The 19,814-nt window shown below is 48.8% G+C and carries 17 protein-coding genes; 5 read left to right on the forward strand and 12 right to left on the reverse strand.

All coding sequences use genetic code 11. The annotated features are described in order from the left end of the window. Positions 1-98 precede the first annotated feature (98 nt). Positions 99-1,844 (reverse strand): methyl-accepting chemotaxis protein, encoded by a 1,746-nt coding sequence (locus R2103_RS02745; protein ID WP_317530011.1) that lies wholly within the window; start codon positions 1,842-1,844, stop codon positions 99-101. 553 nt (positions 1,845-2,397) lie between these two features. Here R2103_RS02745 and R2103_RS02750 point away from each other — a divergent pair. From R2103_RS02750 to R2103_RS02765, 4 genes are read left to right on the forward strand one after another with little or no spacing between them, the layout of a single operon-like run. Then, a complete protein-coding gene (locus tag R2103_RS02750; protein ID WP_317530012.1) occupies positions 2,398-4,041 on the forward strand; it encodes an ATP-binding protein in 1,644 nt (547 codons plus the stop codon). A 40-nt stretch (positions 4,042-4,081) separates the two neighbouring features. Continuing rightward, positions 4,082-4,489 carry a response regulator gene (locus R2103_RS02755; protein ID WP_317530013.1) on the forward strand — a complete coding sequence of 136 codons (408 nt, stop codon included), beginning with the start codon at positions 4,082-4,084 and terminating at the stop codon, positions 4,487-4,489. Between the two features lie 6 nt (positions 4,490-4,495). Continuing rightward, complete coding sequence (locus R2103_RS02760; RefSeq protein ID WP_317530014.1) at positions 4,496-5,953, forward strand: response regulator; 1,458 nt, start codon at positions 4,496-4,498, stop codon at positions 5,951-5,953. Beyond that, positions 5,946-6,578 carry a response regulator transcription factor gene (locus R2103_RS02765; RefSeq protein WP_317530015.1) on the forward strand — a complete coding sequence of 211 codons (633 nt, stop codon included), beginning with the start codon at positions 5,946-5,948 and terminating at the stop codon, positions 6,576-6,578. The genes R2103_RS02760 and R2103_RS02765 overlap by 8 nt, the downstream gene beginning before the upstream one ends. An 18-nt stretch (positions 6,579-6,596) precedes the next feature. On the opposite strand, the gene R2103_RS02770 is transcribed toward R2103_RS02765, so the two are convergent. From R2103_RS02770 to R2103_RS02790, 5 genes are read right to left on the reverse strand one after another with little or no spacing between them, the layout of a single operon-like run. Further along, the gene (locus tag R2103_RS02770) at positions 6,597-7,232 is read right to left on the reverse strand and encodes an alpha/beta hydrolase (protein WP_317530016.1); all 636 of its coding nucleotides are present in this window, start codon (positions 7,230-7,232) and stop codon (positions 6,597-6,599) included. Positions 7,233-7,265: 33 nt separating this feature from the next. Then, the gene (locus tag R2103_RS02775) at positions 7,266-7,574 is read right to left on the reverse strand and encodes a (2Fe-2S) ferredoxin domain-containing protein (protein ID WP_317530017.1); all 309 of its coding nucleotides are present in this window, start codon (positions 7,572-7,574) and stop codon (positions 7,266-7,268) included. Between the two features lie 35 nt (positions 7,575-7,609). Further along, positions 7,610-8,722, reverse strand: a complete 1,113-nt coding sequence (locus R2103_RS02780) for a spermidine/putrescine ABC transporter substrate-binding protein (protein WP_317530018.1) — start codon at positions 8,720-8,722, stop codon at positions 7,610-7,612. 5 nt (positions 8,723-8,727) lie between these two features. Continuing rightward, positions 8,728-9,531, reverse strand: a complete 804-nt coding sequence (locus tag R2103_RS02785; RefSeq protein ID WP_317530019.1) for an ABC transporter permease — start codon at positions 9,529-9,531, stop codon at positions 8,728-8,730. A gap of 4 nt (positions 9,532-9,535) precedes the next feature. Further along, positions 9,536-10,432, reverse strand: a complete 897-nt coding sequence (locus R2103_RS02790; RefSeq protein ID WP_317530020.1) for an ABC transporter permease — start codon at positions 10,430-10,432, stop codon at positions 9,536-9,538. Between the two features lie 227 nt (positions 10,433-10,659). Between R2103_RS02790 and R2103_RS02795 the strand changes: the two genes are divergently transcribed. Beyond that, positions 10,660-11,235, forward strand: coding sequence for a class I SAM-dependent methyltransferase (locus R2103_RS02795; RefSeq protein WP_317530021.1), 576 nt, complete (start codon positions 10,660-10,662; stop codon positions 11,233-11,235). Positions 11,236-11,309: 74 nt separating this feature from the next. Here the strand turns inward: R2103_RS02795 and R2103_RS02800 are convergent, their stop codons facing one another. From R2103_RS02800 to R2103_RS02825, 6 genes are all read right to left on the reverse strand, one after another. Further along, a complete protein-coding gene (locus R2103_RS02800; RefSeq protein ID WP_317530022.1) occupies positions 11,310-12,395 on the reverse strand; it encodes an ABC transporter ATP-binding protein in 1,086 nt (361 codons plus the stop codon). A gap of 164 nt (positions 12,396-12,559) precedes the next feature. Then, complete coding sequence (locus R2103_RS02805; protein WP_317530023.1) at positions 12,560-13,540, reverse strand: fatty acid desaturase family protein; 981 nt, start codon at positions 13,538-13,540, stop codon at positions 12,560-12,562. Positions 13,541-13,824: 284 nt separating this feature from the next. Then, a complete protein-coding gene (ubiB, locus tag R2103_RS02810; protein ID WP_317530024.1) occupies positions 13,825-15,339 on the reverse strand; it encodes a ubiquinone biosynthesis regulatory protein kinase UbiB in 1,515 nt (504 codons plus the stop codon). 135 nt (positions 15,340-15,474) lie between these two features. Then, positions 15,475-16,062, reverse strand: a complete 588-nt coding sequence (locus R2103_RS02815) for an SCP2 domain-containing protein (RefSeq protein WP_317530025.1) — start codon at positions 16,060-16,062, stop codon at positions 15,475-15,477. A 138-nt stretch (positions 16,063-16,200) separates the two neighbouring features. After that, a complete protein-coding gene (locus R2103_RS02820) occupies positions 16,201-19,446 on the reverse strand; it encodes a type I restriction endonuclease subunit R (RefSeq protein WP_317530026.1) in 3,246 nt (1,081 codons plus the stop codon). Beyond that, positions 19,439-19,813, reverse strand: coding sequence for a type II toxin-antitoxin system VapC family toxin (locus R2103_RS02825; RefSeq protein ID WP_317530027.1), 375 nt, complete (start codon positions 19,811-19,813; stop codon positions 19,439-19,441). The genes R2103_RS02820 and R2103_RS02825 overlap by 8 nt, the downstream gene beginning before the upstream one ends. Between the last annotated feature and the right edge of the window lies 1 nt (position 19,814).

The raw sequence follows: 19,814 nt of genomic DNA on the forward strand, positions 1-19,814 counted from the left end.
CCCTAACTTGCACGGATTCTAAAACAACAATGGCCAGCTGTTCAGGCTGGCCATTGTGGTGAGGCCGGGGATAAACTAGAGAAGGGGCACGGCTTCTACTAGAATTCACTCCATTGGTTATTGTGATCGCCGACAGCGATTTTAGCTCTTCTTGGTGATTTGGATCTGGCGCTACGCACTGTAGCATCGCCAGTCAGTCCATCATGCTCCGTGCTGTTCTTGTCAGCCAGTTGAACCACGGTTGCCGGTTTTTTGCTGCTGCTCTGTGACAGGTGGAAAATAGAAATAGCGCCGACCAATTCGTAGGCCTGCTGCTCCAGTGAAGCGGCTGCAGCGGCGGCCTGTTCGACCAGCGCTGCATTTTGCTGCGTGACTTCATCCATTTGCGATACCGCTTGCGTGACTTGCTCGATACCGGTGTTTTGCTCTTTGGAAGCGGAAGTGATGTCCGACATAATTTCGGTTAAATTTTTGATGGCCATGACAATTTCATTCATGGTTTGTCCGGTTTCATTGACTAATGCAGCGCCTTGATCGACTTTTTTTACTGAGTCATCTATCAAAGTTTTGATTTCTTTCGCCGCCGTAGCGCTTCGCTGCGCCAGATTACGCACTTCGGTTGCTACCACGGCGAATCCGCGGCCTTGTTCACCGGCTCGCGCAGCCTCAACGGCGGCATTGAGTGCCAGGATGTTGGTTTGAAACGCTATGCCATCGATGACACTGATAATGTCTGCAATTTTGCTTGAGCTTTCGCTGATGGATGACATTGTCGAGACCACTTCCTGCATCATTTCGCCGCCTTTGGTGGTGATGTTGCTGGCGGTCATCGCGATCTGATTGGCATTGATTGAATTATCCGTATTTTGACGCACGGTCGCGGTGAGTTCCTCCATGCTGGATGCTGTTTCTTCCAGTGAAGAAGCTTGTTCTTCGGTGCGCTGTGAGAGATCCAGGTTACCCGAAGCGATCTCTCCAGTAGCTAGACGTACCGACGCAGCATTTTTCTGCACATCCAGCACCGTTGCGCGCAGGTTAACCCCCATCTGACTCAACGCTTTCAGTAGTTCGCCAAATTCATCGCCGCGGCTCACCGAGAATTTGTGCGTCAAATCGCCACCGGCCAGTTTATTGGCGATATCAATCGCTTGTTGTAGCGGTACCAGGGTATTTTTGACCATGCCGTAGGCCAGATAGGCTATTAATGCGATCCCGGTTGCTGTTATTGCGGCAATCATGCCACTGAGTGATGCGGATGCCTGAGTTTGCGACAACTCCCACCAGCCTATACCGCCGACCGTCAATAAAAATAGAGCGGGTATTGTCATTGCAAGTGCAATGCGTTTTCTGGTGGTCATTTTCAGGAATGCTTGCAGTTTTCCGATGAAATCGGTTCGTACAATTTGCCCTTTCTCGATTTTCAGATTTTTTGCTTTACCTTCGAGAATTTGCTGATAAGCTGGTGCTGCTTGCTCGATTGCCGTCTGTGATGCTTTGGTGCGAACTGATAAATAACCGGTGATCTGGCCATTTTCTATTAACGGTGTTGCATTGGCGTTGATCCAGTAAAAGTCGCCATTTTTACGGCGGTTTTTAACCAAGCCGGTCCAAGGTAAACCTTGTTTTAATGTGGCCCATAAATCTTCAAATGCTTCAGAAGGCACGTCCGGATGGCGCACGATATTGTGTGCTTTGCCGATCAGTTCTTCTTCTGAAAAACCACTGACCTCAACAAATGTGGAATTGATATAGGTTATCCTGCCTTTAGTATCCGTTGTCGATACGATTAACGTATCATCATCGATGGGATACTCGGTGTTTGTCACCGGAAGATTCAGTCTCATGATTTATCCTTGAGGTTTGTTCGTATGAGACTGGATTTACGGTATATAAAAAAATATATTCTGTCGGCCGATTCTTTTTTTATACGAAAAATGTTCTTCTTGTTATGTAGGAATTATCTTATATATTGGAAAAATTATTGTAAAGTGGGATTAGAAGAGCATATAACATATGTTTTATTAGTTGAATTTCTTCCATTGCTTTTAAATAAGTTAGTAAATTGCCTTATTTCAGAACAATAGCTTGGTAATTTTTCAGGTTAATATGTAATTGAGAAAAATTGCTTATAAAAAAGATTTTGATGAACGGAATTTTGATTTGAGCAATCCTCGCGATGGCAAGATTCTCATATTTAGATTATTCTTATTAGGTGTGATGAGGGGAATTAACGCAATGATCAGAAAATACAATCAGAATATTCCTATAGTTTTTAACGCTCCAGGCAGATACTATTGACGGTTATCAATATTAGTAAGTATCCAACCGGAATGGCAGCTAATGATTGAGATGGTAGCGATGATCAGATATCTGAATATATGCATGGATTGATGGTGAATGAATGCACGGAAAGAATCCGGTTGGATAAAAAAATTTTCTCCAGATGTGCTCTGGGATGCACCGGATAATCAAGGGATTCATTCCGGGGCGAAATCAATTGCAAAAATGCCAGCGCATGGAATGCAACTGCTTTCATGCATATCTCATGATGGCAACGATCATTCAGAAATCGCCGAAATCAAGACGCAGGAGAGACTGACTAAACTGGCGTGTTTATATGAAATTTCACGCGCCATGTTGCGGATACATTCTGTTGATGAACTGTGCCAGCAGCTGATTGAACACATGCGGCTTGCGTGGCAGTCGTATGATCTGATTTTTCCTTTCATAGAAATTGATGGCAATTTTTATGCAGCAGGCGAACCCGGGTCTTTGTTGATTCATAAATTTTCTGTCCCGCTGCTGGTAAATGGCGATGTTGCCGGTCAAGTGGGCGTACTTTCCGAGGATATGCGTGTTACCAGCTGGCCGGAAAATGAAGACACGTTATTTTTAAAAAATATCGCCAGTGACCTCGGATTATGGCTGGAACAAAAAAAGCTTGCTGACGCCCAAAATGCATTAGTGCATGATGTCCGGATGATCGAAAGCGCATTTAACGCTCACTCCATCGTTGCGATAACCGATAAAACCGGAAAAATACGCTATGTTAATGAAAATTTTTGCCTGGTTTCCAAGTACTCGGCCAGTGAATTAATCGGGCAAGATCATAGCATTGTTAATTCCGGCTACCATTCTAAAGAATTCATGAAAGACTTATGGGTTACTATCACCCAGGGTCAGGTCTGGCGAGGAGAAATCAAGAATCGCGCCAAAGACGGCACGTACTACTGGGTCGACACGACGATAGTGCCTTTTCTTGACGGTGACGGATTGCCCTATCAATACGTGGGGATACGGACTGAAGTAACGAATTACAAGCAACTGGAACAAAAAATGGAAGAGCAAGTAGCGGAATTAGCCCGCTCTAATGATGAGCTGGAACAATTTGCGTATGTTGTTACGCATGATCTGCAAGAGCCGCTCCGTGCCATTAACAGCTTCGTTCAACTACTTAAAAAATATTGCGATCAGCAACTGGATGAACGCGCCAGGGAATTGATTACACATGCGGTGGCCGGTACCAACCGGATGCAAATCCTCATTGATGACTTGCTGACATATGCACAAGTCAATGCATGCCAAACGCTCGCAGAAATTGATTGTGAGCTGCTGTTGGAGAATGTGTTGACTGACTTATCCGTCATTGTGGGCGAATGCAACGCGGTAGTGACCCACGATAAACTTCCCGTGATCAAAGGTATTCGCTTCCAGTTTATTCAGTTGTTTACCAATTTGATCAACAATGCGCTCAAGTTTCGCAGAGATCAATTGCCCCAAATCCATGTCGGAGTAGAAGAAAATCAAAGCGAATGGATTTTCTCGGTCATCGATAACGGCATAGGCATTGAAGAGCAGTATCTGGAACGTATTTTCCGGGTATTCCAGCGTTTGCACAGCCGTCGCGAATATGCCGGTACCGGGATTGGTTTGGCCATTTGCAAGAAAGTGGTGGAACATCACGGCGGGAAAATCTGGGTCAAATCAGCGCCCGGCATCGGTTCTTCGTTCTATTTCACAATTCCGAAAGTTAGTTATTAAGATGCAACAAAAAAGAAATGTTGATCCCAGAATGATCCTGATGATCGATGATAATCCGACCGATGTGTTATTGATCAAAGAGGCTTTTGCATTCTGTGAAGGAAATTGTGAAGTGTATGTCGCTGAGGATGGCGTTTACGCACTGGAGTTTTTAAGGCGGCAAGGGGAATTTCTATCTGCACCGCGTCCGGATATCATCCTGCTGGATTTAAATATGCCGAGAAAAAGCGGGTTGGAAGTTTTAACCGAGCTGAAATCAGACCCCGATTTCAAGAGAATTCCCGTCATCGTTTATACCTCTTCCGTGACAAAAGAAGATATCAAAGCGGCGTACAACCATCATGCCAATAGTTATATCAGAAAATCGGTGGATTTTGACGATTGTATAAGAACTGCAAAATCGATCAAGGATTTTTGGTTTACTTCTTCTATTTTATCAGAGCCTTGATTAATCATGACTTCATCTAAAATTCATATTTTGTTGATTGAAGATAATGAAACGGATGCCATACTCGTACAAAATGATTTACAGCTCGCGATGGGCGATCAGATTACCGTGGTTCATGCCGAACGATTAAGTTCCGCGCTCGAATTAATCCGCAAGCAGCCGTTTGATTTAATTCTGTCCGATCTGACATTGCCAGATAGCGATGGGGTTACGACAATCAACCGGCTGCGTGAAAGTGCCGCGAGTATTCCTATTGCAGTTCTGTCATTTAGAGATGATGAAAAACTGGCGATCAAAGCGATCAAGGCGGGTGCGCAGGATTATCTGGTGAAAGGCAGTCTGACCGAAGGGGTTCTGGCGCGTGTCATCCGGTATTCAATCGAACGGAAGCGCTTGGAAGAGGGGAGCAGAAAGGCGCAAAAGCGGTTCCAGACAGTGTTTGAGAAAGCGCCGCTGGGAATTGCCCTTATCAACTTGCAGACAGGAAAATACTATGATGTCAATCCAATGTATGCCTGCATTGCGGGCCGCAGCGTAGACGAGCTTCTCCACCTCAATCAATCGGACATTATTCACCCGGACGATGTGCTGTCCTACCGGAGAGAAATCGAGCTTTTCATTCATCATCAATCGCACGATAGCAAAATAGTCAAAAGAGTGTTGCGGACGGATATGTCCATCATCTGGATCGAGATGTCCCTGGTGCCGTTTGAATCCATGGATGGCCAGGAAATCTGTTATTTATGCATGATTGAAGACATTACGGAACGTAAACGGATGATCGAGAATCTGCGCCATTTAACGACGCATTTGCAGGATGTCCGGGAAGAGGAAAGAACCCGGATCGGCCGGGAAATACACGATGTTCTGGGCGGCACATTGACCGTTCTGAAAATGGATCTGGATTGGCTGTCAAAAAAAATTACGGCGGATCCCATGCATGAGCGGATAAAATCGCTGTATGCCTTGACGGGCGAGGCAATTGAGACTGCGCGCCGGGTGTCAATCAATTTGCGGCCTAATGTACTGGATAATCTCGGGTTGTATGGTGCCATCGAATGGCTGGTGCGTGAATTTGAACAGCGTACTAATATAAAATGCTACTTGGAATCCGTCATATCGGCCATATCTTGTAATAACAAGAACTTTGAAACCAGTATTTTTAGAATAATTCAGGAAATATTTATCAATATCACCCGGCATTCGCGCGCCACGAGAGTGGATATCGAACTCATTGAAGATGATACGGATATTGTGATTACCATTAAAGATAATGGCGTTGGCATTACGGAATCACAACTGCTGAATCCCGAGTCATTTGGAATTATAGGCATGAAAGAGAGAACACAACAGTTTGGCGGTACGCTGGAAATAGCCGGTACTCCCCTTCAGGGCAGTGTCGTAACACTCAAAATACCGCTGACCATTGCGGTAACCAATGTCGGGGAATTAGTTCATGATTAACGTTCTGATTGCGGATGATCACGCTTTATTTCGTGATGGCCTGAAAAGGATATTTAACGAGACGGACGATATCAATGTCGTTGCGGAAGCCATAGACGGTAAGGATATTCTAAAGAAAACACGGGAATTCGACTGGGACATTGCGTTGCTGGATATTAACCTGCCCGATATCAACGGTCTGGATATTCTGAAGAGAATATTAACGACCAATGCTTCGTCATGTGTGTTGGTGCTCAGTATGTATCCGGAAGAGGAATATGCGATCCGCGCGATCCGCTCCGGTGCTTCCGGATATTTGACCAAAGACAGTCCTACGGATCAGTTGATTAACGTGATTCGCCGTTTGGCGAAAGGTGGAAAGTACGTCAATCCGGAATTGGCCGAGAAGCTGTTATTCAATCCGGTGATGGAATCGGATAAATTAACCCACACGACCTTTTCGGATCGCGAATTTCATGTGTTTAAACTGATTGTTGCCGGTGAATCGTTAACTGCCATCGCCAATAAACTGTCGCTCAGTGTCAAAACGGTCAGCACGTACCGCTCGCGCATTCTGGAAAAGATGAATATGAAGAATAATGCGCAACTGGTACGGTACGCGATACAACACCGGCTGGTGGAATAAAATCCGCTGCGGGTTTTATTAAAGCTGGTTGGAAAAGTAGTTGAGTATCAGCTGCTTGAGTATCGTCAGCTTGCCATGAAAGAAGTGCCCGGCGCCGGGTATGAAAACAATGGGTTGCGATACGGGCGCCGCCCATGTCAACACCGCTTCAGGTAATACAATATCATCCTTGTCCCCTTGCACGATCAAAGCGCATCGCGTCGTTTCAGGCACTGGCGGCGCTTGCAGATTAACCACCGAGGGTGCGACCAGAATCAAAAACTCCGGAGCCAATTGCTTGGCAACGTGCAGTTGAATCGCTCCACCGAATGAAAATCCCGCCAGCAGCAGCGGAATATCCGCAACTTGATGACTGAATTGATCACGGATTGTCTGCGTGACTGCCAGCACATCGTCGATCTCACCGCTGCCATGATCGAACTGACCTTCGCTCAAGCCCACGCCCCGGAAGTTGAATTTAGCGGTAATAAATCCAAGTCCCAGCAAAGTCGTGAATAAGGTATGTACCACTTTGTTGTCCATGGTTCCGCCGTGCAGCGGGTGCGGATGTGCGATGACGGCAATTCCCTTGGGAATCGATTGAGGTTCGCCTAGAACGGTCTCGAGCCTGCCCGCAGGGCCGTCGATGAAAAACTTTTGCGTAGCCAGTGCCAAGTTATCGGCCTCAATGTGTGCCAGTAAAGCGGATCAGATTTTCAGCCGCTCTACGACATTACCTTTGATCAGATGTTCGTCGATGATTTCGTCGATGTCGTCCTTGTCGATATACGTGTACCACGTTTCTTCCGGGTAAATGACGATCACCGGGCCTTCGTCGCAACGATCCAGGCATCCGGCGTTGTTGATGCGAACTTTTTTCTGGCCGCTCAGCTTCAGCGATTTAATGCGCTGCTTGGCATAATCGCGCAGTTCCTGCGCACCGAAATCGTTGCAGCATTTGGCGCCGCCCTCGCGTTGATTGGTGCAGAAAAAAACATGGTGCTGATAATAACTCATGAGTATTCCCGGAAAGAATGTGAAAGAAGGTAAGTTTAACGCAATTTTATTTCCGTCCACATACGGCTGAGCACCCGGCGCTGTTGATGGTTCAAGTCCGTGATCATCTCCAGCCGCGATAATGTATCCTCGCTGGGAAAAATCACTTCGTTGCGCACTAGCTCGGGCCGGATGAATGGCTTTGCCGCCGTGTTCGGATTGCCGGATCCGATCAGGTTGGTCAGCTCGGCGGAATTCTTGCCATCGAGCATGAAATTAATAAATTGATGTGCTAAGTCAGTATGTTTTCCGCTTTTATGCAGCACCATGCTATCCAGCGACATCACTGCGCCTTGCTTGGGAATGGCATAATCGATGATGAAATGCCGTCCGGTTTTTTGCGCATCCATGGCTGCCTGAAATAAATCGTTGGAATAACCGTGCACCACCCATAAATCGCCGATGGCAATCTCGCGGATGTAGCTGGTGTTACTGAATGCAGCCCAGTAAGGTTTGGCGCGGATGATCAGTTCCTTGGCTTGATTCCAATGCGCCTCATCTTGATCGTTCGCGGCATAACCCAGGTATAACAACGCCGCCGCCATCAACTCGCGCGGACTGTCCAGCACGGTCACGCGCCCTTTTATTTTCTGCAGGTATTCCGGTTCGAAGATAACGGCCCAGGTATCCACCGGCAAACCCAGTTCGCGCATTTTGTGGGCATTGAATCCCAGTAATGTCAGCGTGTAAGCATACGGAACGGAATAGCGATTGTCCGGGTCGAAGCGTGTCTTCAGGTAAGCGGGATGAATGTTTTTCAGGTTCGGCAGCAATGCTTTATCCAGCGGAATCAGAACGCCTTGGCGTATCAGGGTATCCAGGGCGTTGCCGGTTGGTACGATCAAATCATAGCCAGTCGCGCCCGCAGCGAGTTTGGCGAGCATTTCCTCATTGTCGGAAAAATAATCTTGTTCGACGCGGCAATCGCATTGCGCTTCAAAGCGCTCGATCGTTTCCGGCGCGATGTAATTGTTCCAGTTGAATAGTTGCAGGACGCGCGCAGCCGCTTGATCGTGCACGGCATCGTCTGATTGCGGCGCGCATCCGGCTACCACGACGAAGAATAATGTCACACTCAAACGAACCCAACGCGGCAACGAATCGATCATGACGATTAGGATTTGCCCAGCATGCTGTTATCGAAGCGCGTGGCGATGATAATCAGCGTTAATGTCAGCAGCATCAATAAAGTGGAGACGGCGTTCACTTCCGGCGTGACCGCCACTTTGATCATCGTATAGATTTGGATCGGCAGAATCGGATCACCCACGCCTTTAGTGAAGAAGGTGATGACGAAATCGTCGATCGATAGCGTGAACGACATTAATGCACCCGCGATGATGGCAGGTCTGATCAGTGGCAGCGTGATTTGGCGGAAAGTCTGCCATGGTGTTGCGCCCAGGTCTCGGGCCGCTTCAAAAATGGACTCATCCATTCCCTGCAAACGTGCACGCACGATAATCGCGACAAACCCAATGCAAAAAGTCGTATGGGCGATGATGATGGAGAGCATGCCCAGTGTCAGGTTGAGTACTTGCAGAAAAAACAGCAGCAATGAAACGCCCAGCAGGATTTCCGGCATAGCCACCGGGGTAAAGGCTAGAACCGGTAATACTTTGAGTTTGTAGCGATGAATCGCCAAACCGGCCATGGTGCCCAGCACGGTGGCAAGAAAACTGGCGCTGACCGCGATGATCAATGAATTACGCGCGGCTTCCAGCATTTCATGATTGTGCAATAACGCTTTGTACCAATGAAATGTAAATCCCACCCACTCGGCATTGAGCTTCGAATCGTTGAATGAAAATACAACCACAATGATCAACGGAATGTACAAAAAGGCATACACCAGAATCGAGACGATCCACAAAGCGGTCAGGCGGTGCGATGAGGATTGTTTTGCACGAAAATTAGGCATGGCTTTATGTAATTCGGGTGACCGGTTTGGCAAGCCAGGAAAATAATCCGGCGATGCCCAGTACCGCCAGCGTCAGCATGATGGAAAGCGTCGAACCGAACGGCCAATCGCGCGTGCCGAGAAATTGATCCTTGATGAGGTTGCCGATCATGATATCGCCCGTTCCACCCAGAATGTCGGGAATGGCGAACATGCCGAGAACAGGAATGAAAACCAGCGCCGATCCGGAAAATATGCCGGGCAGCGACTGCGGCCAGGTGACGTACCGGAAGCGCTGCCAACAGTTCGCACCGAGATCCTGCGCGGCATCCAGCAGAATGGGGTCGTGTTTTTCCAGATTGGTGTACAACGGCAGGATCATGAACGGTAAGTGCACGTAAATCATCCCGATCAGCACCGCGAACGGAGAAAACAGCAGGGTGACCGGCGCCATGCCGAAAACTGCCAGTACGCTGTTGATCATGTGACTGAGCGCGGATTCCGGGCCGAGGATGATCATCCAGGCATAAATACGGATCAGAAAATTACTGGCGAACGGCAGCACCACCAGCATGATCATCAAGTTACGGAATTTCTTCCCGCTGCGGGCGATCAACAACGCCAGCGGATAAGCCATGGCGATGCAAATGACCGTGGTGAGGGCGGCCACCGTGAACGATTTGAGGAATATCTCGAAGTAGATAAAATCGCTGAAGAAAAATCGATATGTTTCAATCGTCAAACCGGAATCTTCGACTGTATTTCCCGGCAGGATATGAACCGGCGCCAGTCCGCCAAATTCACCCGGCAGGCGGAATGAAGTAAAGATCATGATCAAACTCGGCGCGGCAAAGAATATCAGCAAGAAAGCGAGCGGCGGTGCGCTGATGAGCCATTTCACGAGGCGGCTGGATGTTTGCATGTTTTTAATTGGGCTATTGATCCAGTGGAATGCAGCTTGAAGTTTCCGTGCGATTATTTTACACCAGGGTCATGAAAGGGATTTTTAATTAATATAGGCATCGATTCGATGTACAGCGACCAGGCCGGTACATTTTTTGGTATAAAACGCATTTATTTTTCCCCTATACTTAGACCCCGTGAAAACTTATCAATCAATTGACGTGAATCCCATCAAAGGAAAAGAAAATGCCATTTAGCTATAGTAATCAGCTCAGCACAATCGTTGGTTTCGCTGAGCAGCAGAATCCGGAATCAATTCTCGATATTGGCATTGGAATGGGACAGTATGGATTTTTGCTGCGCACAAATTTGGAAAATGTAAATCTTTTTGAAATTGACGGTTCAAATGGACGCCAACGCAGTAGGGATCAATGGAAGATTAGAATCGACGGGATTGAAGGTTTTGCAGGCTATATTACTCCGGTGCACGAGTATTCATACACCAATTTGTTCATCGGCGAGGCGCTGAAATTGCTGCCGACGCTAGGGGATAAAATTTACGACTTAGTGCTTGCCATCGATATTCTGGAGCATTTTGATAAAGAGCAGGGTGTCATTTTTCTAAAAGAATGCCGGCGGGTATGCAAGGGTTCTGTCGTGATCAGCACGCCGAAGGAATTTATTGAACAAGAAGTCCAGGCAAATCCCCTGGAGAATCATCGATCGCATTGGACTGAGGAGGATTTGAAGCTTTGTGGTTTCGATCATTTTTTACCGAATCCATTGAGCCTGATTGCGATCGCAAACAATAAGAGCGAATAGTATCGCGGCCGATGCAATCCGGCTTGCGCAGAATCCTGTTTCTTTTGCTTGCAAGGAATAAACCCGGAATTGGGTCAATCAGGCAAAAATTGCGCGGATTGTTCTTGCCAGCTGATAACTACGGAATCGCCGATGTCAAAAAGCTTGGCATGACCTGGTACGGAATTGGGAAGCAATGCTTCGATCAATGTGCCGTTGGCCAGTGCGATGATATACGTGGTGACATCGCCGATATACAGGAAATCCTTTATTTTTCCGAGTAATTGCGATTCAACCGCTGTCTCCGGGGATTGTGCAACGATCCGGACTTGTTCTGGACGCACGGCGAAAACACCTTGATCGCCCGCTTTGACTTGGCCGCTGACCGGCACCATGACTTCTCCCAGTCCTGTCACTGTTAATTTTAAATCCGAAGCGGAAACCTCGATCACCCGGGCACTCAGCAGATTGATCTTGCCGATGAAATCGGCCACGAAACGGTTGACCGGAAAATTGTAAATCCGGGATGGTTCGTCGATCTGTTCGATTCTGCCTTGATTCATCACGGCAATGCGATGCGACAACGCCAAGGCTTCGTTCTGAGCGTGCGTGACATAAATGAACGTGACACCGGCGTTGGCTTGCAAATTGATCAGCTCGCGTTGCATGTTTTCCCGCAACTTTTCGTCCAGAGCGCCCAATGGTTCATCCAGCAATAATAGCCGCGGTTGATTGATGAGCCCCCGGGCAAATGCCACGCGTTGTTTTTGCCCGCCGGATAATTCATGCGGGTAACGATCGGCGAATGGAGTCAGCTCGACTTCCGCCAAAGTATCGGCCACCCGGGTTTTAATTTCCGCCGGTGTTTTACCCGCCATTTTCAGCGGAAATCCGATATTGCTGGCAACCGTCATATGGGGGAATAAGGCGTAGCTCTGGAAAACGGTATGAAACGGGCGTTGCTCCGGCGGTAAGCTGACGATGTCTTCACCGTCCAGCAGAATTTTCCCGCCGTCGGGCGCGTCGAACCCAGCGATCATGCGTAACAATGTCGTTTTGCCGCAACCGGACGGGCCCAGCAGCGTAAAGAATTCACCGGCTTTAATGGCTATGCTGATGTTATCGACGGCAGTGAATTGTCCAAACCGCTTGGTCACATTTCGGATTTCGAGCAGTGCCATTACGTTTCCCGGTGAGAAAACTGATACTTTATCAAAGTTTATTGCCGTGCTGAATGTATAAATTCAATGGCCGATCGTGCTGGTTAAATTGATGGAGCATGTACCAAACCTGCCAGCATTGGGCTGTTATTCCTGATCACAGGGATCGGGAATAATTAAATCGATTAATTATTTAGAGATGTGTCAGTGGGAGCGGATGGTGAATCAGCATCTGCTGATGTAGTGTTCCGTTTTTCATTGCGTACGATATTCCGTCGCAAACTTTCCGGTCCATTGATCATGGCATCCAAGAAAACCGCACAGTAGCTTTTATCGATAATGGCATTCTGGCGGTTAATTTCCGGCAGCATGAGCACATGCAGTTTCTGAAGGTTGTACCAAGGTACCGCAGGGTATACGTGATGCCCGATGTGATAATTAATATTGTTCCAGAACCATGAATTCATCGGATTGCTGATAATGGTGCGGGTACCGGCAAGCTGACCGGCATTCCAGGGCGTTCCATAGTGTTCCGCCACAAAACGGACGCTATTGAAAAATCCAAAGAAAATGAGCGGCCAGAACCATAGTGCGAAAACCTCAGCCGCAATTCCCTGACTGCTGGCCCATTCAAAAATACTGACGGTAATCACCGCATGCAGCGCTATTTCGCTCCAATGCGCGAGGGCTTTCGCGCCCCGTAATTTTTGGATGGGAAAAATAATAACGAACTGAATGGCTGTCAGCAGTACGCCAATGACGGCATAGGCATAAAAGAGAATGTGATCACCGATCCCTCGCTTGCCCATCGTGAATGCATCCGGATCTTTAGCGGAACGGTTAAAACGATGATGAAGAAGGTGATCTTCTTTGAAAGCGGTGAATGAAATGACCAGCGGTATCATGGTGAAAACGCCGAATACCCAATTCTTCCACTTGGCCTTAAACAGCACGCTGTGTGTGCAATCATGCATAAAAGTCACGATGCCCATCTGCATGTAACCCATCGCCAGATAACAAAGCCAAACGATGGACCAATGCGGGGCTTGCCAGGCGATGATACCGAGCCCTATCCATATGCCGTAAAACAGAGGAATTTTTAGGTTGGGTTGCCAGCGATGCTGATAGAGTGCTTTCAGCTCGGCTTTATCAATAGAATTTGCCATAGCGATGCAGGGACTGTAACACAGTAATGGCCCGGAAACCCTGTATCTTGAAAATAAACTTACAAATCCAGATTTTAGTACGTGATTTGTTTAATGATTATGGCGAACAGGGGGAGAGCAGGAAGGAGGAGGGAAGAGGGACGTCCGTGTATACTATTTTTGCGGTCAGACTCCGGTGTCTGGAATTTCCGGGTGTGCTATAAATTTTTTGTTTTCGTCACAGGGCGTGGAACAGGTTACGAATTGAGGCGATATCGTTGGGCTTGGATTAATGGCGTTTGTGATTATTGAAATATCTGCCAAGCCAGCAATCCGGCCAGCAGAATCGCGATGAGCGCCAGCAGACGGTTCTGCCGTTTCTCTTCAATGACCAGATCGGTCATTCTTTTTTCCAGTTCGTGATTGCGGTTCTCGGACAGCATCTGATGGACCAGGCGGGGAAATTCCGGCAGGATGACAGCCCAGTTGGGTGCTTCTTTTTGTACCCGGCTGGCAAATCCGCGCAAGCCGATTTGTTCCGACATCCAATTTTCCAGGAAAGGTTTCGCTGTTTTCCACAGATCCAGATTCGGATCCAGGTCGCGCCCCAGGCCTTCGATATTGAGCAGGGTTTTTTGCAGCAGTACCAATTGCGGCTGGATTTCGACATTGAATTGCCGCGAGGCCTGGAATAATTGCAGCAGTACCCGTCCGAACGAAATTTCTTTCAACGGTTTGTCAAAAATCGGTTCACAGACAGCCCGAACAGCGGATTCGAAATCGTCTACCCGGGTATCCTTAGGCGCCCATCCGGCCTCGACGTGCGCTTGCGCAACACGCGCGTAATCACGGCGGAAAAAAGCCAGGAAATTCTGTGCCAGATAATTTTTGTCTTCATCGCTGAGCGTTCCCATAATGCCGAAGTCGACCGCAATGTAGCGGCCATCCTTGCCGACAAAGATGTTTCCCGGGTGCATATCGGCATGGAAATAACCATCGCGGAATACCTGGGTGAAGAATATTTCCACGCCAACGCGCGCCAGTTGCGGGATATCGGTGCCTTGCGCGATTAATTCGTCGACATGGCTGATCGGAATGCCTTTGACGCGTTCCATCACCATCACGCTGTTGCGGCAGTAATCCCAATACACTTCGGGCACCAGTAACAGTGGAGAATCCAGGAAATTGCGGCGTAACTGGCTGCAATTGGCCGCTTCGCGCATCAGATCCAGTTCGTCATCTAGGTGCCGGGCGAATTCCGACACGACTTGACGCAATTTCAAGCGTTTGCCGTCGGACCATAGCGCTTCAGCCAGCCAGGCGCCGGTGTCCATCAACGCAATGTCATGGGCAATGACTTCTGCGAGATTGGGACGCAATATTTTAACAGCGACTTCGGTGCCGTCATGCAACACCGCCAGATGAACTTGCGCGACCGATGCGCTGGCGATGGGTGTCGAATCGAACTTGAAAAAAACTTCTTCAACCTTCTGGCCGTATTCTTTTTCCAAGATGGTAAATACCAAGTCGGAAGCAAAAGGCGGCACCTGATCCTGAAGCTTGGCCAGTTCGTCGGCGATATCCTGCGGCAATATATCGCGCCGGGTCGACAGCATTTGGCCGAATTTCACGAAAATCGGGCCTAACGTCGCCAAAGCCAGCCGTAACCTTACGCCGCGTGGTTTATCCAGATTCCGCCAGAAGGTTAATGTCTTGACAATGACGCGCAGGAATCTTAGCCGGCTATGGCTCAGGACAAATTCGTCCAATCCGAATTGGAACGCGACGTATTGAATTTTTAGGAGGCGGAATAGGCGCATGGATGATGAGAAAGCGGTGGTGAGAGAAGCCTGGCGGGGCCGTTAAAACAACGCCAATGGATTGTTATTCATGTCTGATGGGTATTCCGTTTGCTGCGAAAGAGAGCATGTATGCGCATTTGATTTTTCACTGTTTCAGATGTTTTGCCGGGTAAGCCGGTTTAATCGTTGTTCCAATTGCTCGGCATCGAATTGCAAGTTTTGCACTTCTTGTGCAAAGTATTCGATAGCCGCGGGTTTTGTCAGAAAACCGCTTTCCTCGGTCCAATATTCAGCAAGCGCCTGCGACAAGCGCTCAACATTTTCAACCGGCCATCGTATGAGATGTTCGCTTGCTTGCCCAACACGATGGGCGGGAATATCACCGATCGTTTTGCTCAGATCCTGCTCAAAAATGACACGAAGATCGATTTGCTTGCCAATCGCGATCAATTCATCCGCCAGCGCTTGGTCGCCGGTAATGGCGATCGAATCGAATGCGCTTGTTTCCCGTGTCAGCAGCTTGGACACAATCAACGGTGAAAAAGTAAGCGTCGCGTCCGTGCTTATAGCGTTGCTGGCTTGTTGCATTTCTCCCGCCGCATCGATGAGCATACTGAAGTTAACCAACGGCGGCACCCGGATACCGATCGTTTTGCCGGCAAAAGTTTGCAATCGCTCGCATGCCCACCGCTCACTGCGTAAAACATGATTGATGGACGTGGTTACAACGGATGTCAGCATTATATTTAACGTTAGAAGATTGTAATAAGCGGAATAAAAGAAAAAGCCCCGGTTATTTCTTCCACCCTTACAACAGGCTCTCGAGTATAGCACTATAACCGCTATCCATTATACCGGTCTGCATGTCTTCCTGCATGCTCAGGCTGTTGCCAGCTCATTGGCAATCATCGCAGCCTGCTTCAACACCCTTTCAGTCGCCAGCAATTGCATATCCGGCGGGTAACCGAATTGGCGCAGCGTGCGTTTCACGATCACTTTTAGCTTGGCTTTCACGCTTTCCTTGATGGTCCAGTCGATGGAAGCATTTTGACGCACGCGCTGGGTCAGAACGATGGCCAGTTCGCGTAATTGATCGTTTTGCATCAGCTCGCGGGCGCTATCGTTACTGGCGACGGCAGTGTAGAAGGCATACTCAAAGGTGGATAAATCAAGTTTGCCGGCTTCCTTATCAGACGCAACGATTTCCTTGCTGATCTTGATCAGTTCCTCGATTACTTCGGCAGCGGTCAGAATTTTGTTGTGATATTTCTTGATGGCATTTTCCAGCATTTCCATCAACGAACGGCTTTGCATCAGATTGACCTTGGCACGTACTTTCAGCTCATCGTTGAGCAGTTTTTTCAGCACTTCCAACGCGACATTCTTATGCTGATAATCTCTGAGTTCGGCCAGGAAGTCTTCGGACAGGATGGAAATATCGGGTTTTTTGATTCCGGCGGCATCGAAGATATCAATCACTTGTTCCGATACCAAAGCCCGGTCAATGACTTGCCGGATGGTGGTTTCAATGTCCTCATCGGTTTTGCCGCCGCCGCTGCTGTCGAATTTGGCCAAGCGCGCTTTCACCGCCTGAAAGAAAGCCACTTCATCTTTCACGTCCAGTGCCTGATCATGCGGGATGGCAATGGCAAACGCCTGAGACAGTGCGGTCACTTCATTGATGTAGCGCTTCTTGCCGTCGTCCAAGCCGAAAATATGATCCTCAGCCGCCAGGATTAAAGCTAGTTTTCTCGAAGTATCGGCCTCAAAATAATCTTCATACGCAAAGCCGTGGTACATCGCCGCTACCACTTCGAGTTTCTCCAGCATGAGCTGTACCGCCTGCTCCTGCATCAAGGTGGGATCGCCTTTGCCGCCCGCATCGGAATAGAATGACAACGCTTCTTTCAAGTCTGACGCGATGCCGAGATAATCCACCACCAATCCGCCGGGCTTGTCGCCATAAACACGGTTCACCCGTGCGATGGCTTGCATCAGGTTGTGGCCTTTCATGGGTTTGTCGATATACAGCGTGTGCATGCTGGGCGCATCAAATCCGGTCAACCACATGTCGCGCACGATCACCAGCTTCAGTTCGTCGCTGTTATCCTTCATGCGTTCAGCCAGTAGCTTGCGTTGCTGCTTGGTGGTGTGGTGTTGCGCCATGGCCGGGCCATCGGAGGAAGCCGTCGTCATCACCACTTTGATTACGCCTTTGTTCAAGTCGTTGGAATGCCAGGCTGGCCGCAGCTTGATGATCTCACGATAAAGATCAGCCGCAATGCGGCGCGACATGCACACCATCATGCCTTTCCCGGCAAACACTTCCTGGCGTGCTTCAAAATGGCTGACCAGATCCTGCGCGATGTTCCGGATGCGGCGTTCACTGCCGATCAATGCCTCCATTTGCGTCCATTTGGCTTTAGCCTTCTGGGTATCGGTCAATTCGTCCTGATCCAACTCATCATCCAGTTCCTTGATCAGTTTGCGGCCTTCCTCGCTTAACGCGACTTTTGCCAAGCGGCTTTCATAGTAGATGCGCACCGTGGCGCCGTCTTCCACCGCCTGCGCAATATCGTAAATATCCACATAATGGCCGAATACCGCTGGCGTGTTGATATCGGTTTTTTCAATCGGCGTACCGGTAAAGCCCAGATAAGTCGCATTCGGCAACGCATCGCGTAAATACTTGGCAAAACCGTACACCACTTTCTTGCCGATCACTTCACCGTCGGCATTTTTGTCGTCCACCGTTTTGGCCGAGAATCCGTATTGCGTGCGATGTGCTTCATCGGCGATCACCACGATGTTGTCGCGATCTGAGAGTTCTTCATACACATTGCCTTCTTCCGGCTGGAATTTCTGGATCGTGGTAAAAATCACGCCACCGGAGGCGACACGCAACAGCTCTTTCAATTGCTGGCGGTTTTCCACCTGCCTGGGTTCTTGCCGCAGCAATTGTTTGCACGCGGCAAAAGTATCGAACAGTTGATCATCCAGATCGTTGCGGTCGGTAATGACGACAATCGTGGGATTATTCAGCGCCAGCACGATCTTGCCGGTATAAAACACCATCGACAATGATTTGCCGCTGCCTTGCGTGTGCCATACGACACCGGCTTTTTTATCGCCCTTGGGTTGCTGCGTCACATCCGGCAGCCCATAGCTGGCCGGGCTTTGCATGGCTTTGGAAGCCGCGCTCATATCGGCGGCGCGCAACGTGGAAGCCACGGCGGCATTGACGGCGTAATATTGGTGATAGGCAGCAATCTTCTTGACCGTATGGATGCTGATCACGCCGGTTTGCGGGTCTTCCTTCTTGGATTTCTCGAATACCACAAAATGCCGCACCAAATCCAGCAAGGTTTTTTTGTTCAGCATGCCATTGATCAACGTTTCCAATCCCGGTTGTTGGGGGAAATGACGTTGGGGCAAATGATTATTTGCCTCTACCATACCGTCAACATCATCGGGAATCTTCCACGTCATGAAACGGCTGAATCCCGCCGACAGCGAACCGGCTTTGGCTTCCAATCCATCCGAAATCACCAGCAAGGCATTGTAAGTAAACAAACCAGGGATGGCTTGCTTGTAGGTGTCGATTTGCTTGAAAGCGGATTGCAGCGTGGCGTTTTCATCGGCGGCATTTTTCAGCTCGATCACCACCAGCGGCATGCCATTCACAAACACCACCAGATCCGGGCGTTTGTTCTGGTTGTTGTCGATCACGGTGAACTGGCTGGCCACGACAAATTCGTTATGGCCGGGGGTGTCGAAATCAATCAACCAGACGATCTCGCCGCGTTCATTGCCTTCGTGCTGGGTGCTGACTTTAACCCCTTCGGTCAGCAGGCGATGAAAGGTTTCATTGTTACTGAGTAATTCAGGTGAATGAATACGCGCAACTTCCTTCAACGCAGCCTGCAGTACTGTATCCGTCATGCCAGGATTGATGCGATTGAGCGCTTTTATTAATCGCCCGGTGAGCAGCACCTCGTCATAGCGGCTGCGTTCCGGGTGATCGCCATCGGGGGAAATATCGGGTGCGTGGATAGCGCTGTACCCGAGTTGCTCGAACAGTTGGATCGCTAAGGTTTCTATCGCGGATTCGTTGAGTTTAGGCATGGTGAACCAGTGCCGCCAAATTAAGACGTAATGCAACTGCCTGAAGCCGCTTATCCTGTGTCCAAAGCCGAGTATTGCCGGATAATTGTGTTGAAGCTAACAGATGCGCGTCGATCAACCCGATACCCAAACCATATAAAGCATGTTTTTCGATGAACATATTCACTTCATCGGTAAAAGCAACGGGGGCTTGGGGCAGGTTATCCAGTGCGGCCAGAATGGTTTCACGCTGGCGCAAATTGCCCAGCGCCAGTTCGCCACGAACAAAGGGATGACTTAATACGCTGTTTCCGGTCAGCAGGCGGACTAAATGCGGATCGTTATTGCGCAGATGGTTAATCCAGACCGAGGTGTCGACCAGAATCATT

It is taken from the genome of Nitrosomonas sp. Is24 (assembly GCF_033063335.1).
GTDB lineage: Bacteria > Pseudomonadota > Gammaproteobacteria > Burkholderiales > Nitrosomonadaceae > Nitrosomonas.

What these genes read in the sequence shown, in the direction of transcription:
- R2103_RS02760 (WP_317530014.1), top strand. Translation starts at nt 4,496, where the DNA reads ATGACTTCATCTAAAATTCATATTTTGTTGATTGAAGATAATGAAACG.
- R2103_RS02825 (WP_317530027.1), bottom strand. Translation starts at nt 19,813, where the DNA reads ATGATTCTGGTCGACACCTCGGTCTGGATTAACCATCTGCGCAATAAC.
- R2103_RS02795 (WP_317530021.1), top strand. Translation starts at nt 10,660, where the DNA reads ATGCCATTTAGCTATAGTAATCAGCTCAGCACAATCGTTGGTTTCGCT.
- R2103_RS02785 (WP_317530019.1), bottom strand. Translation starts at nt 9,531, where the DNA reads ATGCCTAATTTTCGTGCAAAACAATCCTCATCGCACCGCCTGACCGCT.
- R2103_RS02805 (WP_317530023.1), bottom strand. Translation starts at nt 13,540, where the DNA reads ATGGCAAATTCTATTGATAAAGCCGAGCTGAAAGCACTCTATCAGCAT.
- R2103_RS02820 (WP_317530026.1), bottom strand. Translation starts at nt 19,446, where the DNA reads ATGCCTAAACTCAACGAATCCGCGATAGAAACCTTAGCGATCCAACTG.
- R2103_RS02780 (WP_317530018.1), bottom strand. Translation starts at nt 8,722, where the DNA reads ATGATCGATTCGTTGCCGCGTTGGGTTCGTTTGAGTGTGACATTATTC.
- R2103_RS02790 (WP_317530020.1), bottom strand. Translation starts at nt 10,432, where the DNA reads ATGCAAACATCCAGCCGCCTCGTGAAATGGCTCATCAGCGCACCGCCG.
- R2103_RS02775 (WP_317530017.1), bottom strand. Translation starts at nt 7,574, where the DNA reads ATGAGTTATTATCAGCACCATGTTTTTTTCTGCACCAATCAACGCGAG.
- R2103_RS02765 (WP_317530015.1), top strand. Translation starts at nt 5,946, where the DNA reads ATGATTAACGTTCTGATTGCGGATGATCACGCTTTATTTCGTGATGGC.
- R2103_RS02800 (WP_317530022.1), bottom strand. Translation starts at nt 12,395, where the DNA reads ATGGCACTGCTCGAAATCCGAAATGTGACCAAGCGGTTTGGACAATTC.
- R2103_RS02745 (WP_317530011.1), bottom strand. Translation starts at nt 1,844, where the DNA reads ATGAGACTGAATCTTCCGGTGACAAACACCGAGTATCCCATCGATGAT.
- R2103_RS02750 (WP_317530012.1), top strand. Translation starts at nt 2,398, where the DNA reads ATGAATGCACGGAAAGAATCCGGTTGGATAAAAAAATTTTCTCCAGAT.
- R2103_RS02755 (WP_317530013.1), top strand. Translation starts at nt 4,082, where the DNA reads ATGATCGATGATAATCCGACCGATGTGTTATTGATCAAAGAGGCTTTT.
- ubiB (WP_317530024.1), bottom strand. Translation starts at nt 15,339, where the DNA reads ATGCGCCTATTCCGCCTCCTAAAAATTCAATACGTCGCGTTCCAATTC.
- R2103_RS02815 (WP_317530025.1), bottom strand. Translation starts at nt 16,062, where the DNA reads ATGCTGACATCCGTTGTAACCACGTCCATCAATCATGTTTTACGCAGT.